Genomic DNA, 21,820 nt, shown 5'->3' with positions numbered 1-21,820 from the left:
TTCACTCCCCCCAAACTTGCACATCCCCTCCTCCGTAGTATTTTAAGGCCCGTAAAAACGCGCCATGACCAGATCTTTACTCCTCCCCCTACTGCTATTGTTATTCTCCGGTGTCCTCGCCGCCCAAGAAAAACCGGACAAAGCCGACAAAATCACCGGAATGCCTCTCCGCAACGTGGGCCCCGCCTTCGTCGCCGGCCGGATCGCCGACATCGCCGTCGACCCCCGACACGAAAACACCTGGTACGTAGCCGTCGCTTCCGGCGGAGTGTGGAAGACGAAGAACGCGGGCATCACCTGGGATCCGGTCTTCGACGAACAGGCCTCCTACTCCACGGGCTGCGTGACGGTCGACCCGAATAACTCCGCTACGGTGTGGGTAGGCACGGGCGAAAACGTCGGCGGCCGCCACATCGGCTTCGGCGATGGCGTGTACCGCAGCCAGGACGGCGGCAAGAACTGGACCAACATGGGTCTGAAGAACTCGGAACACGTCTCCAAGATTATCGTGCATCCCGACAGCTCCGACGTCATCTGGGTCGCTTCCCAGGGTCCACTATGGAGCAAGGGCGGCGAGCGCGGGTGCTATAAAAGTACCGACGGCGGCGCCACCTGGAAGCGTACCCTCGGCGACGACGAGTGGACCGGCGTGACCGACCTCCTCATCGATCCCCGCGACCCCTCCGTCCTCTACGCGGCCACCTGGCAACGCCACCGCACCGTAGCGGCCTACCTCGGCGGCGGACCGGGCACGGCCATCTACCGCAGCCGCGACGGCGGAGAAAGCTGGACCAAACTCACCACCGGACTGCCTAAATCTAATATGGGCAAGATCGGACTGGCCATCAGTCCGCAAAATCCCGACGTGGTCTACGCTTCCATCACCCTGGACCGCACGAAGGGCGGCGTATTCCGCTCTACCGACCAGGGCGCCAGCTGGACAAAAATGAGCGACGTGGTGCCGGGCGGTACCGGTCCGCACTACTACCAGGAGCTCTACGCCAGTCCCCACGCCTTCGATCGCCTGTACCTCATGGCCGTGCGCGTGCTCGTGAGCGACGACGGCGGCAAGAACTTCCGGGAAATGCAGGAGGAGCGCAAGCACTCTGACAACCACGCCCTGGTGTTCCGCGAGGACGACCCCGACTACCTGCTCATCGGTACCGATGCGGGCCTCTACGAAAGCTTCGACCTGGCCGAAAATTGGCGCTTCATCGACAATATGCCCATCACCCAGTACTATAAAGTGGCGGTCGACGATCGCAAACCCTTCTACCACATCTTCGGCGGCACCCAGGACAACGGCAGCCACGGCGGGCCCAGCCGTACCGACAGCGAAAGCGGCATCCGCAACGGGGACTGGTACAAGACCCTCTTTGCCGACGGCCACCAGTCGGCCACCGAGCCCGGCAATCCCGACATCATCTACGCCGAAACCCAGCAGGGCGGCCTCCACCGCGTCGACCTGAAAACCGGCGAGCCGGTACTCGTGCAGCCGCAACCCCGCGAAGGCGACCCCCACGAGCGCTTCAACTGGGATGCCCCGATCGTCGTGAGCCCCCACGATCCGAAACGACTGTACTTCGCCAGCTACCGCGTCTGGCGCAGCGACAACCGTGGCGACGACTGGACGCCCATCAGTGGCGACCTCACCCGCAACGAGGAACGACTCGCCCTGCCCATCATGGGCGGCATCCAGAGTTGGGACAACCCCTGGGACGTACGCGCCATGTCCAACTACAATACGATCACCTCCCTGTCCGAATCCCCCGTGAAGGAGGGCCTACTCTGGGCGGGTACCGACGACGGAATCCTACAGGTGAGCGAGGACGGCGGCGACAACTGGCGCAAGATTATGGTAAGCAGCCTGCCCGGCGTGCCGGAGCGTGCTTTCATCAACGACGTCAAGGCCGATAAGTACGACGCCAACACCGTCTACCTCTCCCTCGATAACCACAAGGAAGGCGACTACGCCCCCTACCTCTTCAAGAGTACCGATCTCGGCCGCAGTTGGACCGACCTTGGCAGCAGCCTGCCCGCCGGCACCCTGGTGTGGCGTCTGGTGCAGGACTTCGAACAGCCCAACCTGCTCTTCGTCGGCACCGAGAACGGCATCTACACTTCCCTCGATGGAGGAAAGGTTTGGAAAAAGCTCGACGGCACGCCCACGATCCCCTTCCGCGACCTGGCGATCCAGGAGCGGGAGAACGACCTGGTCGGCGCCAGTTTCGGGCGAAGCTTCTGGATTCTGGACGATTACAGCCCCCTGCGCGAGATGACCGACGCGAACCTCAGTCGTGAAGCCTACCTCTTCACTCCCCGCGATGCGTGGTGGTACAGTCCGCGCGGCAACGACCCGGAAGTAGGCGCGAACATCTATGCCGCCGAGAACCCCCCCTTCGGCGCCGTGATCACCTACCACCTGAAGGAGGGCTTCGTGAGTAAGGAAAAGGCCCGTAAGGAAGCCGAGAAGCAAATGGCCGAAGCCGAAACGCCGCTGACCTTCCCCGGCTACGAGGCACTCGACGCGGAGCAAAACGAGGTAGCCCCGAAAGTCTGGCTCACCATCTTCGCCGAAGACGGTTCGGTCGTGCGCAAACTGGAGGTCGATGGTTCGGAGGGCGTGCACCGGGCCACCTGGGACCTGCGCTATCCGTCTACCCGCGCCATTCGCCCCGGCCAGTCGCGTGAGGGTGGGGGAGGCCGCTGGTCCGCCGGTCCGCTGGCGGCTCCGGGAACGTACACCGCCGCGCTGGCTATGGAGGAGCGGGGTGAGGTCCGTGAGCTTGCCGGACCGGTAAGCTTCGAAGTGAAACCCCTGCACGAACCTACGGTAGCCGGTCCCGATGCCCAAGAATACGACGCCTACCGCAGCGAGGTGAAGGAGGTACAGGATCAACTGGCCACGGTGCAGGAATTTATGAATGAGGCGGAGGGCCAACTCCAGGCCATGGAAACGGCGCTGGCACGTGCCGCCATCGCACCGGGTGCCCTGAACGGAAAACTCTACGACCTGCGTCAGGAGCTCACCGCGCTGGACCAACGGATCAACGGCAGTCCGAGCCGGGCGGAGGTCGGCGAGAAGAATCCACCCGACATCTCCGACTTCTTCGGGGCCGGGGCACGTGGACTCACCACCACCTACGGACCTACGCCTAACCACCGCCGCAGTCTCGGAATTGCCGCCGACCGACTGGAGAAACTACTTCCCGAGATCGAGCGGCTGCGCGACCAGACCATCCCCGCCCTCCAGCGCGAACTCCGGGAAGCGGGCGCCCCCTACCTTATGGGTACCGCCCCGCGCGAATAACTACGACGTCTAAACTATGGCTCCGCCCCGTCGTTTTGTGAACGGGTAAATTCGGATTGCCGGCCCTGCCCTATATTTAGGAGGTAAACCCTCCGCAAACAGCGAAATTTCGCCTTTTCCGCATGAACACAGCTCAGAAAGATACCACCACGACCCCGCGCTCTTCTACGACTGCCAAGAAGAACGGTGCAGCTAAGGAATTGAAGTACAGTAAGGAACAGTACCTGGAGTGGTACACCCTCATGTTGCGGATCCGCCGTTTCGAGGAGCGGGCACTCATGGCGTACGGCCAGCAGGATGTGCGCGGATTCTGTCACGTTTACATCGGCCAGGAGGCCGTCGCGGCGGGTATCGAGAGCGCCCTCACGAAAGATGACGGAATAGTGACGGCCTACCGCCAGCACGGCACGGCCATCGGACGCGGGGTCACCACGAAGCAGGCCATGGCCGAGCTTTACGGTAAGGCCACCGGCATCGTAAAGGGCAAGGGTGGGTCCATGCACTTCTTCAGCCGCGAGAACAACTACTACGGGGGCAACGGCATCGTCGGTGCCCAGATCCCCATCGGCACCGGCATCGCCTTCGCCGAAAAGTATAGGGGTACCGAGAACCTCTGCGTCGTCATGTTCGGCGACGGGGCCGCCCGCCAGGGAGCGCTGTGGGAAAGCTGGAATATGGCCATGACCTGGAAAATTCCCGCCCTCTACATCTGCGAGAACAACGGCTACGCCATGGGAACCAGCGTCGAGCGGACCAGCAACGTCACCGATCTCAGTAAACTCGGCGCCAGCTTCGACATGCCCAGCGAGAGCGTGGACGGTATGAATCCCGCAGCCGTGCACGAAGCCGTCAGCCGTGCCGCCGAGCACATCCGCTCCGGGAAGGGACCCTTCTACCTTGAAATCAAGACCTACCGCTACAAGGGCCACTCCGTGTCCGACCCCGCCCGCTACCGCGAAAAGGACGAGGTAAAAAGCTACCAGGACCGTGACCCCGTTAAGGTGACCGAGCGGACCATCGTCGAAAACGGACTGGCTACCGAACAGGAGATCAAGGCCATCAAGGATCAGGTGAAGGCCGAAATCGCCGAGGCCGCCAAGTTCGCCGACGAAAGCCCCTATCCGGATGGAGCCGATCTGTACGCCGACAACTACTCCCAACCCTATCCCTTCCTGACGTAGGGCAACTTTTCCGGCTTTGGCTTATCTTTGCGCGACTTTTCCGGCCGCGCCAACTCGCGGTGGGCAGAACTTAAGAGCAGTATGGCAAGAAAGAATAACATTGGGCGTCGTCCAACCGGAACCCCCAGCCGGGGTCGCAGCGGCAACACCACCGCCGGAACGCGGGGAGAAGTTGACGGTGACGATACGCTGGTTGACATTGTGGAAGTGCGGGACCAGGGGCTCGATTTCTTCGAGCGCAACCGCAAACCGATCATTATTGCCGTCGTAGCACTTATTGCCGTCGTGGCCGGTGCCCTGCTCTACCAGACGTTCATCGCCGCCCCGGCCGAGCGTAATGCTTCCGAGCAAATGCAACAGGCGCAGTTCCAGTTCGATCAGGACAGCTTCAGCCTCGCCCTCACCAATCCCGGTCAGGGCTACCCCGGTTTCCTCGATATCGTCGAGGAGTACTCCGGCACCAAGGCCGGCAACCTGGCCAACTACTACGTAGCCGTTAGCTACCTCAATCTGGGCAAGTACGACGCCGCCCTGGACTACCTTGAAGACTTCGACGCCGATGGCGATCTGCTGCCCGCCATGAAGGCCGGCGTCCGGGGTGACCTGCTGAGCGAAACGGGCGACTTCAGTGGTGCCATTGACAGCTACCGCGATGCCGTCGAGGAGGCAGGTGATAACTACGTCACCGGTGGGTACTACCTCAACAAACTCGCGCTGCTCCTTCGTAAAGAGGGACGTAATGACGAAGCCCTGGAAGCCTTCCGCCGCCTCAAGGCCGACTACAGCGCCAGCGCCGAAGCCGCCCAGGCCGACAAGTACATCATGGCGCTGGAGGCTACTCCCGCCGGCTAGATAGCCATCCGGAGCTTATGCCCCGAACTGCCGGTGCAACAACCGCAGGGTCTTGATTTTCTTGCCCCCCTCATCGTAAATGGAGATCAGGTAAAGACCGTCCGGTAACTTCCGGATGTCATACCCCTCCGGACCGGATTCTCCCGCGAACGAAAGGATTTGCCGCCCGAGCGTATTAGTCACCTCCACGCGACCGATCCGCGTAGTGGGGGGGGATTCCACGAAGAACTTTTCCGCGGCGGGATTCGGGTACAACCGCACGGTCGTCGGCGCGGGGCGGGTATCCTGCTCCGGTTGCGCGGTGGGGCGCTGGGTTAGGGTGGTACTGACCGATGCGCTGGCCAGTACGGTACCGGGGATCGTGAGGTCCGAAAACCGCAGCTCGGTGATTCCCTTTCCGGTTACGCCGTCGGGCTTCAGAATGATGTAGAAGGTCGCCGACTGACCGGGAGCCAGGGGCAAATGCCGTCCGTTACGCTGCTCGCTTTCCGACAGGACGTACGGGGTGGTACGACTCACCCGGTCGATCGTACGGTAATTCCAGGAGCGGGGCTGCCGGCCCGTTACCGCCTCGCGGACGAGCTGAATGGTGCGGGTCGAGTTGTTCGTCACTACGATGGAGGTAACGTCTTCGAAGTGCTCATCCAGATTATCGACGACGATTTCCTTACTGACCTCGGCCGGCTCCACCCTCAGAATGTTTCCGCTCTGCGCCCCGAGGGGTACGGTAAGAAACAGGCTAAGTAGGTAGAAGACGGTATTCATTCCGGATGGGATCAGTAGTTTTTTGTTTAGGAACCGGGATTAGCGGTCAAGGTTAATCCCTGAACAATAATAATCCGGGCGGGGGGTGTTTTTCACCTTCTATCACCGGAATTAACATTTAATTACTTCCCTACCTTTGCCGCCCTATGAAAGTATCACTCAACTGGCTGCGTGACTACCTCGATCTCGATCCGGCTCCCGAGCGGATCGGCGAGGTGCTCACCGGCACCGGGCTGGAAGTAGAAGGCATCGAAAAAGTAGAATCCGTCCCCGGCGGATTAGAGGGCATCGTCGTAGGGCACGTACTCACCTGCGGCAAGCATCCGGACGCCGACCGTCTGTCCTTGACGAGCGTCGATATCGGCCGCTCCGAGCCGGTGTCCATCGTCTGCGGCGCACCGAACGTAGCCGCCGGGCAACACGTGCTCGTCGCCACGGTCGGCACGACACTGTATCCGACCGGTGGAGAACCCCTCGCCATTAAAAAGGGAAAGATCCGCGGACAGGTCAGTGAAGGCATGATCTGCGCCGAAGACGAGCTGGGCCTCGGTTCGGACCACGACGGTATCCTCGTGCTCGATCGCGCGTACCCACCCGGCACTCCGGCTGCCGACGTCTACGACCTGGAAACCGACTACGTTTACGAAATCGGCCTTACCCCCAATCGCTCCGACGCTACCAACCACCTGGGCGTGGCCTTCGATCTGGCGGCCGCCATGAGCGTCGAGGAAGGCGGACGAATCGTTGTGCGCAAACCGGATGTGTCCGCTTTCCGGGAAGGCACGGGACCCGCGTTCCCCGCCCGCGTAGTTCGGCCGGAAGACGCTCCCCGCTACGCCGGGCTGGTGATCGAAAATCTGATCGTAGGGGATAGTCCCGACTGGCTCCGCGCCCGCCTCAACGCCATCGGGGTGCGGCCCATCAACAACGTGGTCGACGTCACCAACTACGTGCTTCACGAACTCGGCCAGCCCCTGCACGCCTTTGACCTGGACCGGATCGGCGGAGGCGAAATCGTGGTCGAGAAACTTCCCGAAGGAACCGTTTTCTGCTCACTCGACGACATTGAGCGCAAGCTTTCGGCGGATGACCTCGTGATCTGCGACGGAAACCACCAGCCCATGTGCATCGCCGGCGTATTCGGCGGCGCCGGTAGCGGCGTAACCGGGCAGACCACCCGCATCTTTCTGGAGTCGGCTCACTTCGATCCGACCACGACTCGTCGCAGCAGCATGCGCCACAACCTGCGCACGGATGCCGCCCGGATTTTCGAGAAGGGAAGCGACCCCAACGTAACCGTCTACGCCCTGAAGCGTGCCGCCCTCCTCCTGGCCGAGGTTGCCGGCGGAACGGTCACCAGTCGACTGCTCGATTTGTACCCCGAACCCATCCGGCCCGTTCAGGTGACGGTACGTTACCGCAAGGTCAGCGACCTCATCGGCGTAGACCTGGGCCGGGAACGGATTCACGACATCCTGCGGACCATGGACATGGATATTTTGGAAGCCAACGAACGGCAATTCGTCGTCGCGGTACCCACCAATAAGGTCGACGTGACGCGGGAGGTCGACGTAATCGAGGAGCTGCTCCGGGTCTACGGCTTCAATAAGATCCCCGAACCGGAGATGATCACCACCGCCATGGTCGTGGCTCCTTACCCCGATCCGAACGCCCTGCGCGAGCTCGTAGGCGATCTGCTGGCCGCGAATGGATTTTACGAAATGATGGCTCTGAGCCTGGGGGAAAGCCGCCACTACGAGGGACGCCAGGACCTGGTCGCCATCAATAACACCAGCAACGTCCACCTCGACGTGATGCGGCCCGAAATGCTGCAATCGGCCCTCGACGCCGTGCGCCACAACCAGGCCTTCAGCCAGCGCGACCTGCGGCTCTTCGAATTCGGACGCAGCTACCACCTGGCGGACGATGCCTACCGGGAGGTGAATCACCTGACGTTGACGCTTACCGGTCGGCGGTCCCCGGAGTCCTGGCACACGGCCGGGCAGCGGAATACGGACGCCACTTACTACACCCTGAAGTCGGTCGTGGAGCTGGTGCTCAACCGCCTGGGCATCGACAATTACCGGACCGCGGAGGCGCCGACCGATAGTTACGCTTACGGGCTACGCTACCACAAGGGGCCGCTGGAGCTCGTGGATTTCGGCGGGGTCGCGGGAGCGGCGAAGGAACGGGCGGCGGTGAAATCCGGGGTGTTCTTCGCTGATTTCAACTGGGATAACCTACTGCGCGTACTGCCCAAAAAGCCCGTCCAGGTAACGACTCCCGGTAAGTACCCCGGCGTGCGCCGCGACCTGGCGCTGGTGGTGGCTGACGGTACGCGGTTCGCCGACATCGAGCGACTGGCGCGCAAGGCCGGCAAGCAACTGCTTACCGACGTCAACCTCTTCGACGTTTACCGCAACGACGAGCAACTCGGTGCCGGACGGAAGAGTTACGCCGTGAGCTTCCTCTTCGCCAGTCCGGAGCGTACGCTGCAGGATAAGGAGGTGGATAAGCTGATGCGCGGCATCGAGGGCGTGCTCGCCAAACAACTGAGCGCCGAGGTTCGTCGTTAATTCATAACTTCGCCCATTCTTTCTAACCGCTCATCCAATATGCAACCGGCAACCCAAATTGACGGTCTCGAGATAAAACTTCGGCAACTCGCCGCTAAAGTGGACCGCCAACGGGCGCAACACGAGGCCGTCGTTACCGAGAACGAAACCCTGAAGCGGGAGCTCGATCGCCAACTCGGCATCGTGAACGCGCTCCAGGATAAGCTCAACCGTGCCCACCCCGCCGCCACGCCGGCGCAGCCGGCCACCGCTCCGGCCCCGGCCGATCAGGCCGCGCACCGCGAAACCATCGAGTTTTGTCTGCAGGAGATCGACCGTTGCCTGGACTGGCTTCACCGCAACTAAACCATGGCCAACGAACAGGACAATAAGCCCATTACCGTGGTCATCGCGGGTCGCCCTTACCCCATCCGCGTCGGCGAAATGGAGGAAAAGGGACTGCGCGCGCTGGTCAGTGAGATCAACGAGCGTTTCAACGACTTTCAGATCAAGTACCGCGACCGCGATAAACAGGATTGCCTGGTCATGACCCTGCTCACCTACGCCAGCGAACTCCGCAGCGCCCGCGAACAGGCCGACAGCGGATCCGACGGTGAACTCAGTAAGCGGCTGGCCCAGTTGAATGATTTGGTTGAGGGAATGCTCTAACCGAGCTTTACGCTCTAACAAACCTAAGCATGGAAATTATCATCGGGCTCGTGATCGGGCTCCTCATCGGTGCCGCAGTCGCCTATTTCATTTTTGGTGGTCGCGCGAAGGAGCAAGACCAGGCGCACCAGCTCGCAGCCGAAAAGATCCTCGCCGACGCTAAACTCAAGGCCGAAAAAATCCAGTCGGAAGCCGAACTGAAGGCCGAAAAGACCTTCGCCGAATACCGCGACAAACAGGAGTCCTTCAAGAAGCAAAAGATCGCCGAAAGCCGGGAGAAATTTGCCCGCTACAAGGAAGAGTTCAAGCAGGAGAAGGCCGAAGAACTCGTCGAACTCCGCGAAAAGCGCGAGGCCCTCAAGGAAGAGCAGGCCGCCATGAAGGAAGAGCGCGCCGGCTTCAAGGCCGAACTCGACGAAGTACTTAAGGCCAAGGAAGGATTCAAGAAGCGGGAGGAGGAAATCCAGCACCGCAAACAGGAACTGGACCAGGAGATCGAGCGGACGCGCGAGAAGCAGGCCGAACTCGAAACCCAGCACGAGCGCTTTACGGCCGAACTGGAACGCATTGCCAACCTCTCCCAGGCCGACGCCAAGCAACGCCTGCTCGAAGACGTCCGCGCCAAAACCGAGAACGAAGCCCTCAGCCTGCGGCGCGAACTGATCGAGGAAGCTAAGGAGGATGCCGCCAAGGACGCCCGCAAGGTGGTGATCAACACCATCCAGCGGATGTGCGCCGAGATGACGATCGAGAATACCGTCTCGGTCTTCAGCCTGGACAACGACAACGTGAAGGGGCAGATCATCGGGCGGGAGGGGCGCAACATCCGGGCCATCGAGGCCGCTACCGGCGCCGAGCTGGTCGTCGACGATACTCCGGAAACGATCGTCATTTCGAGCTTCGATCCCATTCGCCGGGAAGTGGCCCGCCTGTCGCTCAAGCGGCTGGTCAGCGACGGACGCATCCACCCCGCCCGCATCGAGGAAGTAGTCAACAAGACCCGGAAGGAACTCGAACAGGGCATCAAGGAGATCGGCCAGAAAACGGTCATTGAACTGGACATCAACGGGCTACCGGCGGATCTCGTCCGCATGGTCGGCCGGATGCGCTACCGCAGCAGCTACGGACAGAACCTGCTCAAGCACAGCATCGAAACCGCTCACCTCTGCGCCGTGATGGCCGCCGAGATGGGACTGAGTAAGAAGCAGGTCAAACTGGCCAAACGGGCCGGCCTTCTCCACGACATCGGGAAGGTAGCCGACGAGGACAGCGAATTGAGCCACGCTCTCTACGGCATGCAGCTCGCCGAAAAGCTGAACGAGCACGCCATCGTCGTCAACGCCATCGGCGCCCACCACGACGAGATCGAGATGACCAATATTATTTCCCCCATCGTACAGGCGTGTGATGCCATCAGTGGTGCCCGCCCCGGTGCCCGGCGGGAGATCCTCGAGGGCTACATCAACCGCATCAAGGAGCTGGAAGACATTGCCAAGAAGAACGAAGGCGTGAACTCCGCCTTCGCCATGCAGGCCGGTCGTGAGCTGCGGGTCATGGTCGAGGCCGACAAGGTCAGCGATCAGCACGCCGACGAACTCAGCTTCAAGATCAGCCAGGAAATTCAGGAAACGATGCAGTACCCCGGTCAGATCAAGGTGATGGTGATCCGGGAAACCCGCTCGGTGGCCTACGCCCGCTAGCGCACCATGACCCGGGCGCTGAACGCCCGGTTCCCGTCCGGTACGTAAAGCGTGTAGAGCCCCGGAGGAAGCCCGGTAACGTCAAATTGCGCCGCTACCCGCTGCCGGGACACGTCGAGCCGCCGTACTTCCCGCCCGTCCATCGCGTAGAGCACGGCCACCGATGGCGACAGGACTTCCTCCAGCGGAAGCGTGAAACTGCTCCGGGCGGGGTTGGGATAGATGCCCAGCCGGCCGGCGATCACGGGCTGAGTGGCGGATATATCGTACCGGAGCGGCCATCCGAGGTCTTCCAGAATACCTAGGGTTATGGGACCCGGATCCCGTACCGCCTCCCCGTTGGCAATGGAGGGGGTCATGAGCGCATTGGTCGTGCCGGTGCGGAAAGTCCGTTCATCGAGGTGACTGACGCTGCTGCCGACGTCGAAGGTCTGGGGGGCGAAGAGGGGCACCAGCTCCCCCCCGTTTTCCCGCACGGCGTTCTCGCCGGCGAAGTCCAGTCGCTCGATGACCGCCGCCAGCAGTTCCTTGGAGGGGCTGGTAAAGAGGGTGGAATCGGTGAGCGAGCGGCCCGGCGGGGTTTCGAGAAACAGATCGTAAATGATAAATCGGTCGTCGAAACCGATGCTCACGGTCGTGTCACTGGTGCTGTCGATACTGCTCAAAAAACCCAGTCCGTGACCCAGTTCGTGGAGGGCTACCGTAGCGAGGTCGATGCGGTTACGCGGCACGGTACCCTCGGTGTCGAAATTCCAGTTCGCGGTGCTGTTGACCACCACGTTGATGTCGGCCTCGTCGGTATCGTTGAGGTCCTCACCGAAGATGGCTTCGGCCAGGGCTACGGGGTACCAGACGTCGTTGTCGATCGATCCGGCGAACGCCCGGTAGATGGTGCTGGGGCCCGCACTGGCCAGCAGGTTCTCGTCGCCCTGATCGCGCCAGTCGATATTGACCCGGACGGGGACGTTAGACTGGAGATAGCTGCTCCAGATGTCGGCGGCGAAGCGAATGCTGGCTTCGGCGGCCTCCGGGACGTTTTCCGAAAAGGTGAGTTCGAAGGGGGTGAGGGCATTGACCTTGCCGCGAGCGAATTTGACGGGAACGGACTCCAGATCGGAGGCCGTGTTGCCGTTCGTCCAGCACGTAATGTCGTATCCCGGGGCCCCGGTTTGCGCGGTCAGATTAAGGCAGTAGAACAGGCTAAGGGCAAAGAATAAGGCATTACGCATAGGATTGGTTAATTCAGAATTTTTTCGGTTTCGCTGTAGTCGAGGTCTTCGGCCTTGGCGTATTCGATCGCGCGGCGGGCGGCCGCTTCGGCTTTTTCTTGCTGGCCGGTCTTCTGGTAGAGCCAGGCCAGGGTATCCAGGTTAGGATAGTAGGGGTGCAGTGCTACGGAACGCTCGGCCCACCGGATCGCCTGCGCGAGGTGAGCGGGCTCGTCGGCGTTTTGGTAGAATGTCCAGGCGATGGCATTCAGTTCGGTGTAGTCGTCGGTGGGGAAGTTCGTATAGTACTCCACGGCGGCGGGCAGGTAGGCCCCCATGTCGTTCTGCCGCTCGTGGTACATCAGGGCGTACTGCGCCTGCAGTTGGGCCCGGAGGGCGGGAGCGTGCCGGGTATAGTGAGAAGCCATATCTTCTGGAGCCACCAGACTGCGTTTTCGGTTGGTCCGGTGGTAGTCATTGACGAGGGCGCGCTGAATGACGTCCAGGGCGACGCCCCGCCCGAGCTGCGCCTCAATCGTGCGGGCGTGCTCGATCAGGTACACCATGCGCTTGTCGCCGACTTCGCCCGGACTGGCCAGGATCAGTTCCATGTTTTCGGGCGTGGACCAGTCGTCCTGGCCGTCGAGGTAGTTACTGACCACCCCGTCGGCCCGCTCCGATTCATAATTAGCCGTCAGGGTTTCCGCGTAGACCTTTACGAAAGCGGGGTCACGGTCTCCGGAGCGGTACCGTTTGCCGAGGGCCCCGAGGCTATTCTCGGAAACCGCTTCGTCGGCCAGCTTGAGCAGGGCGGGCTTCGGAATATAGCCCAGGCCCTTGTGCACGAGTTCTCCGTCCCCGTCGACGAACAGGTAGGTCGGGTAGGCCGAAACGGCGTACCGGCGGGCCAGGTCGGGGCCTTCGCCCTTCTCCATATCAAATTTGGCGTTGATGAAGCGTTCGTTGTAGACCGCCCCCACCGCCGGATCGGGGAACACCTTAGCCGTCATCATTTTACAGGGGCCGCACCAGGTGGTGTAGGCGTCGATGAAAATGATCTTGTCGGCGGCCTTGGCCTGGGCAAGGAGTTCGGCGAAGGGTTTTTCCTCGAATACGATTCCCTCACCCTGCTGGGCGAATAGAGCGGGGGCAACGAGGAGCAGAAGGAACGTTAGGGGCAGTTTGAACACGCGACGTGGAATTGTGGGGGTGGTGGATCTGTACGGTAACGGCCCGTCATCCGGTGGTGTTGCCTAATGAATATACGGTAAGATCATCATAACACGGTTTCCATCCGAGGGCCCTGATTTTAGCCGAATCGATCCGTTTGTCGTCCGCACCACCGGGGAGCATTTGTTTAGATTGAGCGCCGGCGGACCGCAGGAGGGCACCGTAGAACGTCGCCTTCTTCGGGTGGGTTAGGGCGGCGACATTGAAGGTGCCGGTGGCTCCCGTCGTTACAACCAGGCGAATTGCAGTTAGTACGTCATCCCGGTGAACCAGGTTCACCGGTGCTTCCGACCGGCTAATGGCTTCCGCCCGACGGAAGAAATTGGCCGGGTTGCGTTCCGGACCGAAAAGTCCCGCCAGCCGGAGGACGGTTAGCCGGTCGGTCTGGGTAGCCAACCAGGCCTCCGCCGCGCCGACGGCGCGGCCGGAGGCGGTGTCGGGCGCCGTTGGCGTGGATTCGGTAACGATTCCCTTACTCGCCCCGCCGTAGACGCCGGTGCTGCTCGTAAAGACGACGTGCATCCCCCGCATCCGTCCCGCCAGGGGTTGCAGGGCGGCGAGATAGGCGGTCGTCGCGGCCTCCCCGAGTTGCCGGCCGCGCGGGGGTAGGGTGATGACCAGGACCTCGGCCCGGAGAAAGGCCTCCAGGTTATCGGTGCTCTCCGGCAGATCCAGCGCGAAGGGGGCGGCGGCAAAGGAGAGCAGGCGGTCCCGCACCTCGTCACGCCGGTAACTGGCGTGCACCGCGTACCCGTAATTTTGGAGATCCCGCGCCAGGGACATACCGAGCCAGCCGGTACCTAGGAGGGCGATTTTCGTGGTGAGCATAGGGTCAAAAGTAAGGGGGCGGACAGTTAGTTAGGCTTAGTAATCATATTAGTGATGAAGTAGTAAAAAATGGAATTATTGAATCATTTTGCTTGTCTATTATTACGATAATCCGTAAATTTGTGGAGCACATTCGGGAAGGGTAACACCAAGGAACTTACATGTTTTGAGTGAGTATTTACGGGAGGAGGGCATACGGTCCTCCTTTCATTTTTTGCAACCAGTTTCGGGAGTCTTGGCTTTATGCCAGGGCTCTTTTTTTGTTTAGCCCCCCAATTTCGGGTGGGTGAGGCCCGGGTGTTATCATTGCGGTCCCCAATGACCGAAATTCTCCTCCATGAACGATGAACTGGCCGATCGATTTCGCCGCGAAACCGGAAGCGCGCACTACCTCACGGCCGGTATGCCCGGTGGGGTGACGCGGTACCTTACCGAGCTCGACTACCTGATTCCAGGGGAGGAGGTGACCACGGTGGCTCCGGCCGGGGAGGGGAATATGAACGTCGCCCTGCGCGTCGCCACCACCCGCCGGAAATTTATTCTCAAGCAGAGCCGGCCCTGGGTGGCCAAGTTCCCCCAACTCGCCGCGCCCGTGGAGCGGGTGCTCGTAGAGCGGGATTTCCACCAGGCCATCGTCAATCACCGTTTCCTCGCCAGTCATATGCCGGAGCTGTTGCGGGCAGATCCCGCGAATTTCGTGCTGCTGCTGGAAGATCTCGGTCCGGCGGGGGACATGCGTTCCGTGTACGCTAACGACATGACGATTAGCCGCACGCAATTGACCACGTTGCTCCAGTTCGCGGGAGAGTTGCACCGCCTCCGCCCCGTGGAATTCCCCGCCAACACGGCCCTGAAACAGCTCAACCACGCCCACATCTTCGACCTGCCCTTCCGGGCGGACAACGGCTTTCCCCTGGATGCCATTTATCCCGGACTGGCGGCCGCCGCCCGCCCCTTCCAGCACGATGGGGTACTGCGGCAGGCCGTAGCCCGGCTCGGGGAGCAGTACCTGGCGACCGGCGACCGGCTCATCCACGGGGATTTTTACCCCGGAAGCTTCGTGCACGTCGACGACACCGTATTCGTGATCGATGCGGAGTTCGCCTACCTGGGGCTACCGGAATTCGACATTGGAGTCCTGATGGCTCACCTACTGCTGAGCCGAGCGCCCGACAAACGTATCCTACAGATCGACAGTCACTACGAAAAGCCGGCCGGATTCGACGCCGGACTGGCGCGCAAGTTTTGCTACGTGGAGATCATGCGTCGGCTCATCGGCATCGCCCAGCTTCCGACCTCCCTTACGCTGGACGAGCGCAAGCGATTGCTCGAACGTGCCCGGGCGGGATTGGTATAGCTCAACCGGGTCGGGTGTCAGCCCGTTGTTAAGGGCGGTGACAGATTGTCGGTTTATACCCACTGGCTCGGATTTCGCCTGATTACCTTGCACCCGCGTCCCCGCCCTTACACGTACAGAAAAGATAGTTAGTTATGTTCAAGGCCCTAAAGAGATTATTCGGTTCCAAGCAGGACCGTGACGTCGCCGCCTACCAACCGATCGTCGAGGAGATTAACGAAATTTACCAGGGCCTGTCCTCCCTTTCCAACGACGAACTCCGGCAACGCACCGACACCTTCCGGGCCCGCATTGCCGAATACCTGTCGGGGATCGATGAAGAGATCGAGCGAATGCGCGGGGAAGCCGAAGCCGAACCGGACTTCCGGAAGAAAGATGAGATGTTTAAGGAGATCGACCGCTTAGGCGATCAACGCAACGAAGAACTCGAAGTGGTCCTCAAGGAGATCTTGCCGGCGGCATTCGCTACCGTGAAGGAGGCCGCCCGCCGCTTTACGGCCGGCCCGCTGACCGTGACCGCCACCGACGCCGACCGGGAACTGGCCGCGGTGAAGAACTACGTGACCGTTGACGAATCCGGCCAGGCTACTTACAACAACAAATGGCTGGCCGCCGGGGGGGAGATCGAGTGGCAAATGGTACACTACGACGTGCAGTTGATCGGCGGACAGGTACTCCACGATGGTAAGATCGCCGAGATGCAGACCGGCGAGGGTAAGACGCTCGTGGCCACGCTACCGGCCTACCTCAACGGACTCAGCGGGCGCGGCGTACACGTCGTTACCGTAAACAACTACCTCGCCCAGCGGGACGCCGAGTGGATCGGCCCGGTCATGCAGTTTCTGCAGCTCAGTATCGACTGTATCGACCTGTACCGCCCCCACAGCCCGGAGCGGGTGAAGGCCTACGCCGCCGATATTACCTACGGCACCAATAATGAATTCGGCTTTGACTACCTGCGCGACAATATGGTCCGCGCCACGGCCGATAAGGTGCAGCGCCACCACCACTTCGCCATGATCGACGAGGTTGACTCGGTTCTCGTCGACGATGCCCGTACGCCGCTGATCATCTCCGGTCCCGTAACCAATAATGCCGACGACCAGGACTACCTGGAGTTAAAGCCCGCCATCGAGAAACTGATCGCTCAGCAACAACGGGTAGCCAATAAGTTCCTGACTGAAGCCAAGCGGCTCTTCAAGGAAGGCTACATCGGGCCCGAGGAGGGCGAAGCCGGACTGGCCCTCTTCCGGGCATACCGGGCCTTCCCCAAGAGCCGTCCGCTGATCAAGTTCCTCTCCACCGAAGGGGCCCGGGTACTGCTGCAGAAGACGGAGAATACCTACATGTCGGAGAATAACAAGCGGATGCCCGAAGTGGACGCCGAGTTGTACTTCACCATCGACGAGAAGAACCGGCAGGTGGACCTCACCGATCTCGGCACCGAATTCCTGAGCAAGTACAACGAAGACCCCCAGTTCTTCATCCTCAACGACCTGGCCACCAGTATGGCCGAAGTGGAAAAGCGGAGCAACCTCAGCAAGGAGGAGAAGGCGCTGGAAAAGAACAAACTGGCCCAGGAGTTCGGGGTAAAATCAAAGCGCCTGCACGCCATCTCCCAGCTGCTGAAGGCCTACGCCCTCTTCGAGCGCGACAGCGAGTACGTCGTGATGGACGGGCAGGTCAAGATCGTAGACGAGCAGACCGGCCGGATGATGGAGGGCCGCCGCTACTCCGACGGACTGCACCAGGCCCTGGAAGCCAAGGAGAACGTGAAGGTGGGCGAACTGACCCAGACCTACGCCACGGTCACCCTGCAGAACTACTTCCGGATGTACCACAAGCTCGCGGGTATGACCGGTACGGCCGAAACCGAAGCCGGGGAATTCTGGGAGATCTACAAACTCGACGTCGTGGTCATTCCCACCAACCGGCCCATCATTCGCGACGACCGCAACGACAAGATCTACAAGACCGACCGGGAAAAATTCAACGCCGTCATCGACGACATCGTCGAACTCAGCCAGGCCGGCCGCCCCGTACTGGTGGGTACCACCGCGGTAGACATCAGTGAAAAACTGAGCCGGATGCTTCAATTGCGGGGCATCGACCATAACGTCCTGAACGCCAAGCAGCACCAACGGGAGGCCGACATCGTCGCCGAAGCGGGTCGCCCTGGAAAGGTGACCATTGCCACCAACATGGCGGGCCGGGGTACGGACATTAAGATCAGCGAGCAAGTGAAAAAAGCCGGTGGTCTGGCCATCGTCGGTACCGAACGTCACGACAGCCGGCGGGTCGACCGCCAGCTGCGCGGTCGTGCCGGACGTCAGGGAGACCCGGGCTCGAGCCTCTTCTACGTCAGCCTCGAGGATAAGCTCATGCGGTACTTCCAGAGCGACCGTATCGCCAAGTGGATGGACCGTGCCGGCCATAAGGAGGGCGACGTCATTCAGGCCGGTATCGTGACCAAGTCGATCGAAAACGCCCAGAAGAAGGTGGAAGAGAACAACTTCGGCATCCGGAAGCGTCTGCTCGAATACGACGACGTCATGAACATCCAGCGGGAGGCTATCTACCGCAAACGCGACAACGCCCTGAGCGGGCAACGTCTCAACCTGGACCTGAACAACTCCTTCGAGGGGCTGATCGACGACATCGTCTACGCCCACAAGCAGAACGGCACCTACGATACCTTCCGCCTGGCTACCCAACGACTCCTCGGCTTTGAATCCGACATCCAGGCCGCTGATTTTGACCACAAGGACGTGAACGACCTGGCCGATCAGTTGCTGGAAGAGTTCCGGGGCTTCTACGAAAAGAAGATGCTTACGCTGATCGACCGGGTGATGCCCTTCATCCGCCGCGTCGACGAGGAACAACCCGGCCGTTACCGCCGCATCATCGTCCCCTTCACCGACGGAAGCACTCATCCGCTCAACATCACGGCCGACATCAAGAAGGCCATCGAAACCAACGGGCGGAGCATCAAGTCCGACATCGAAAAGGCCGTCACGCTGGCCATTCTCGACGAGAACTGGAAGGAGCACCTGCGAAGCATGGACGAGCTGAAGACGTCGACGAATATGGCCTCCTTCGAGCAGAAGGATCCCCTGGTCGTGTATAAGATGGAATCCTACAACCTGTTCGAGGAGCTCATCAGCCGGATCAACGAAAAGACGACCAGCTACCTCGCCAAGGGAGATCTGCAGATCGCCGCGCCCTCCGAGATCCAGGAGGCCCGGGCACCCCGCCGCGTGGTTACCGCACCGACCCAGGTGAACCGCAGCAACGACCCCGAGCCGGCCGCCGCGGCCGCCCGCCAGGCCGCGGAAGCGGCGAGCAAGCCGGAAAAGGTGCAGACCTTTCAGCGGGAGGCCGCTAAGGTGAAACGCAACGACCCCTGTCCCTGCGGCAGTGGCAAGAAATTTAAGCACTGTCACGGCAGCAAGTGACCCGCCACGGGCCGCCCGATCGGCCCGCCGGTGCCGTAGTGGTGAGAACATCGCCGTATATTGCGGGGCCTACGACACCTTGCCCCTATCCACTAGATAACCCCGGTTTGAACCAGATCATAGATCATACATTCCTCAGTCCGCAGGCGACTGCCGCTGACATCAAACGGCTCTGCCGGGAGGCGACCGAGCAGGGTTTCCATGCCGTGTGCATCCCCCCCTTCTTCGTGTCCCGGGCCATGGTAGAGCTGCAGGACTCGCCGGTCAAGGTCGCCACCGTCATCGGGTTTCCGTACGGCTACTCCGAAACTCCGATCAAGGTGGCCGAAGCGCGGCGTTGTATCGAGGAGGGTGCCGACGAGCTTGACATCGTCATCAACGTTTCGGCCGTAAAATCGGGGGAGTGGAACTACGTCAAGACGGAGATCGAACAGATGGCCACCACCGTTCGCCTGAAGGGAAAGGTGTGCAAGCTGATTCTGGAAATGGGCGTCCTCACCGAGGAGGAGCAGGAGCGGCTGGTAGAAATGTGCAATGCCGTGCGGCCCAACTTCGTCAAGACTTCCTCCGGCACCCAGGGCGGCGCCACGGTAGAGCAAGTTCGCTTCCTGCGTGCTAAATTACATCCCGAGATCAAGATCAAAGCCAGCGGTGGTATCCGCTCCGCCGAAGACGCCCGCGCCCTGGTGGAAGCCGGCGCCGACCGGATCGGCACTTCCTCGGGCCTGGCCATCGTTCAATAATCGAGTATGCGTACCTATTGCTTCCTCTGCTTTCTGCTGTTGTCGTCCGTTGCCCTGACGGCCCAGCGCAACTACCGCGTGACCCCCGATCCGGACGTGGCCCGCGTGCTCGACGTGTTCGCCGAAGTGAGTGAGCGGGAGGATAAAGTAGAGGGCTGGCGCGTACAGATCCTGGCCACCACCGATCGCCGGCAGCTGGAAACCACCGAGACGGCCTTTCGGGCCAACTATCCCAGCGTACCGGTTGACTGGGTGCACAATACCCCTTACTACAAGTTGCGGGCCGGGGCATTCTACACCCGCCAGGAAGCCGATCAGCTCCGGCAAACCCTGAGTAAGGAATTCGAGAGCGTTTACCTGGTGAAGGACGAGGTATCCGAAGCGGAACTGCTGAAGATGTACTAGACGCCCCGCTATGCCCAGAATCAGCCTGAAGCGGACCCGCACGGACGTTGCTACCATTATCCTGTACATCTTTCTGGTATCGACGGGGCTGATCATGATCAATTCGGTTGGCGCACCCCCGGATGGTTACGCGATCGGCCTGGCCGGCCGCCTGGCTACTCCCATGGGGAAGCAGCTCGTCTGGGTAGTGATCTCCGCCGGCGTATGGCTCTTCATCAATTATCTCATCGACCGCAACGTGTGGGTGGTAGGTGCCTACCCGATCTACATTTTCACGGTCTTGCTCCTCTTCCTGGTACTGGTTGCCGGTAAGGAGATCAACGGCGCACGGTCGTGGTTCAGCGTAGCCGGACTTACCTTCCAACCCAGTGAGCTGGCCAAATTCGGCAGTTGCCTGGCCATGGCCGCTTTTCTGAGTCAGTACTCCGGTAAGCTCGACAGCCTGCGCGCGGTAGCTTACGGTTGCTTTATTTGGTTGCTGCCGGCCATCGTCATCTTAGGGCAGCCCGATATGGGGTCTACCCTCGTTTTCAGCGGTTTTTTGCTGGTCATGTACCGGGAGGGCCTCAATCCCCTCATCTTCGTTCTCGGGGGCTTCACGGCCTTCATGGTGGTGCTGGGCATCCTCTTTCCTATCCAGGCCTTACTAGCCGGCTTGCTGGTGGCCGCCCTCGCTTTGTTCGCCTTCCTGCTGCCGCGTCGTTCCATGTTGTGGACCCTGGGGGCGGTGGCCGCAGGAGCCGTGGCTTACCACGCGATGCAAGCCGGGTTTGGCTGGCAGACCCTTGCGGTACTCGCCGCCGCTTTGATCGCCATGATGATTTACCATCTGGTGCAGCGCAATACTAAACTGGTCAGCATCAGCCTGTTTTTTCTACTCTGGGGGCTAGCGCTGACCTTTACCGCAAACTACATTTACACGAATCACCTGCTGCCGTCGCACCAGCACGAGCGGGTGATGGTGTGGCTCCACCCCGAGGATGCCGACCCCCGGGGCGCCTATTACAACTTGTTGCAATCCAAACTGGCCATTGCCGCGGGTGGCGTCAGCGGCCGGGGACTGCAACAGGGTACCATGACCAAGTATGATTACGTTCCGGAACAGCTAACCGACTTTATTTTCTCGGCCGTCGGGGAAGAGCAGGGCTTCATCGGTGCCGGCACGCTCATCATCGTCTTTTTCCTGTTGCTCTGGCGCATCACCGTAATCGCCGAACGACAGCGGCGCACGTTTGCTCGCGCCTACGCCTACGGCGTGGCGGGTATTCTCCTGGTCCATTTCTTGGTGAATATCGGAATGACCATGGGCCTCATTCCCGTCATCGGTATCCCCCTGCCGTTTATTTCGAAGGGGGGCTCCTCGCTGCTGAGTTTCACGATGATGATCGCCGTCCTGCTGAAGCTGGATAAGCACCGCGGCGAAGTGTAGCGCCGTGTAGCGCCGGCTCATGGGCTTCTCTTAATTAAGGGTCTGTTCCCAGGAACGCCCTGCGGGCCTCGGAGTAAAGTCCTTGCGTGGCCAGCAGCCCGCAGTACCCGAGCATCTGCCGGTTCGGTGCGCT

General features: G+C 61.0%; 16 protein-coding genes. 12 read left to right on the top strand and 4 right to left on the bottom strand.

From position 1 onward, the window contains the following. Positions 1–64: 64 nt before the first annotated feature. The 3 genes from NMA52_RS17110 (at position 65) to NMA52_RS17100 (ending at position 5,343) form a co-directional block, all read left to right on the top strand. Positions 65–3,310, top strand: a complete 3,246-nt coding sequence (locus tag NMA52_RS17110) for a glycosyl hydrolase (RefSeq protein WP_254828927.1) — start codon at positions 65–67, stop codon at positions 3,308–3,310. A gap of 122 nt (positions 3,311–3,432) precedes the next feature. After that, the gene (pdhA, locus tag NMA52_RS17105; protein WP_254828926.1) at positions 3,433–4,491 is read left to right on the top strand and encodes a pyruvate dehydrogenase (acetyl-transferring) E1 component subunit alpha; all 1,059 of its coding nucleotides are present in this window, start codon (positions 3,433–3,435) and stop codon (positions 4,489–4,491) included. Between the two features lie 81 nt (positions 4,492–4,572). After that, complete coding sequence (locus NMA52_RS17100) at positions 4,573–5,343, top strand: tol-pal system YbgF family protein (protein WP_254828925.1); 771 nt, start codon at positions 4,573–4,575, stop codon at positions 5,341–5,343. Between the two features lie 15 nt (positions 5,344–5,358). Here NMA52_RS17100 and NMA52_RS17095 read toward each other — a convergent pair whose 3' ends face one another. Continuing rightward, positions 5,359–6,108 carry a T9SS type A sorting domain-containing protein gene (locus NMA52_RS17095; protein WP_254828924.1) on the bottom strand — a complete coding sequence of 250 codons (750 nt, stop codon included), beginning with the start codon at positions 6,106–6,108 and terminating at the stop codon, positions 5,359–5,361. A 146-nt stretch (positions 6,109–6,254) separates the two neighbouring features. Between NMA52_RS17095 and pheT the strand changes: the two genes are divergently transcribed. From pheT to rny, 4 genes are read left to right on the top strand one after another with little or no spacing between them, the layout of a single operon-like run. Continuing rightward, the gene (gene pheT, locus NMA52_RS17090; RefSeq protein WP_254828923.1) at positions 6,255–8,684 is read left to right on the top strand and encodes a phenylalanine--tRNA ligase subunit beta; all 2,430 of its coding nucleotides are present in this window, start codon (positions 6,255–6,257) and stop codon (positions 8,682–8,684) included. Positions 8,685–8,723: 39 nt separating this feature from the next. Then, positions 8,724–9,029 carry a hypothetical protein gene (locus NMA52_RS17085; RefSeq protein WP_254828922.1) on the top strand — a complete coding sequence of 102 codons (306 nt, stop codon included), beginning with the start codon at positions 8,724–8,726 and terminating at the stop codon, positions 9,027–9,029. A 3-nt stretch (positions 9,030–9,032) separates the two neighbouring features. Continuing rightward, the gene (locus NMA52_RS17080) at positions 9,033–9,332 is read left to right on the top strand and encodes a cell division protein ZapA (RefSeq protein ID WP_254828921.1); all 300 of its coding nucleotides are present in this window, start codon (positions 9,033–9,035) and stop codon (positions 9,330–9,332) included. A 29-nt stretch (positions 9,333–9,361) separates the two neighbouring features. Then, entirely contained in the window at positions 9,362–11,032 is a 1,671-nt protein-coding gene (gene rny, locus NMA52_RS17075; RefSeq protein ID WP_254828920.1) for a ribonuclease Y, read from the top strand. Here rny and NMA52_RS17070 read toward each other — a convergent pair. Genes NMA52_RS17070 through NMA52_RS17060 form a run of 3 tightly spaced genes read right to left on the bottom strand, consistent with a single transcriptional unit; the run spans position 11,029 to position 14,298 of the window. Beyond that, positions 11,029–12,261, bottom strand: coding sequence for a T9SS type A sorting domain-containing protein (locus NMA52_RS17070; protein WP_254828919.1), 1,233 nt, complete (start codon positions 12,259–12,261; stop codon positions 11,029–11,031). The genes rny and NMA52_RS17070 overlap by 4 nt on opposite strands. Positions 12,262–12,269: 8 nt before the next feature. Further along, positions 12,270–13,430: a DUF255 domain-containing protein gene (locus NMA52_RS17065; RefSeq protein WP_254828918.1), complete on the bottom strand. Its 1,161-nt coding sequence runs from the start codon at positions 13,428–13,430 to the stop codon at positions 12,270–12,272. A 46-nt stretch (positions 13,431–13,476) separates the two neighbouring features. Next, the gene (locus NMA52_RS17060; protein WP_254828917.1) at positions 13,477–14,298 is read right to left on the bottom strand and encodes a sugar nucleotide-binding protein; all 822 of its coding nucleotides are present in this window, start codon (positions 14,296–14,298) and stop codon (positions 13,477–13,479) included. Positions 14,299–14,635: 337 nt separating this feature from the next. Here NMA52_RS17060 and NMA52_RS17055 point away from each other — a divergent pair, with 337 nt between their 5' ends. The 5 genes from NMA52_RS17055 to rodA all read left to right on the top strand — a co-directional run bounded on the left by NMA52_RS17055 (position 14,636) and on the right by rodA (position 21,687). Next, the gene (locus NMA52_RS17055) at positions 14,636–15,655 is read left to right on the top strand and encodes a phosphotransferase (protein ID WP_254828916.1); all 1,020 of its coding nucleotides are present in this window, start codon (positions 14,636–14,638) and stop codon (positions 15,653–15,655) included. Positions 15,656–15,789: 134 nt separating this feature from the next. After that, the gene (gene secA, locus NMA52_RS17050) at positions 15,790–19,110 is read left to right on the top strand and encodes a preprotein translocase subunit SecA (RefSeq protein ID WP_254828915.1); all 3,321 of its coding nucleotides are present in this window, start codon (positions 15,790–15,792) and stop codon (positions 19,108–19,110) included. A gap of 107 nt (positions 19,111–19,217) precedes the next feature. Then, on the top strand, positions 19,218–19,853 hold the full coding sequence (gene deoC, locus NMA52_RS17045; protein ID WP_254828914.1) for a deoxyribose-phosphate aldolase: 636 nt from the start codon (positions 19,218–19,220) through the stop codon (positions 19,851–19,853). Between the two features lie 6 nt (positions 19,854–19,859). After that, the gene (locus tag NMA52_RS17040) at positions 19,860–20,258 is read left to right on the top strand and encodes an SPOR domain-containing protein (RefSeq protein WP_254828913.1); all 399 of its coding nucleotides are present in this window, start codon (positions 19,860–19,862) and stop codon (positions 20,256–20,258) included. Between the two features lie 10 nt (positions 20,259–20,268). After that, the gene (rodA, locus tag NMA52_RS17035) at positions 20,269–21,687 is read left to right on the top strand and encodes a rod shape-determining protein RodA (RefSeq protein ID WP_254828912.1); all 1,419 of its coding nucleotides are present in this window, start codon (positions 20,269–20,271) and stop codon (positions 21,685–21,687) included. Positions 21,688–21,820: the final 133 nt, after the last annotated feature.

Origin of the sequence: Lewinella sp. JB7, assembly GCF_024297185.1 — a bacterium.
GTDB lineage: Bacteria > Bacteroidota > Bacteroidia > Chitinophagales > Saprospiraceae > Neolewinella.
The sequence above is the reverse complement of the archived record's forward strand: the minus strand, read 5'-3'. Positions and strand labels throughout refer to the sequence as shown.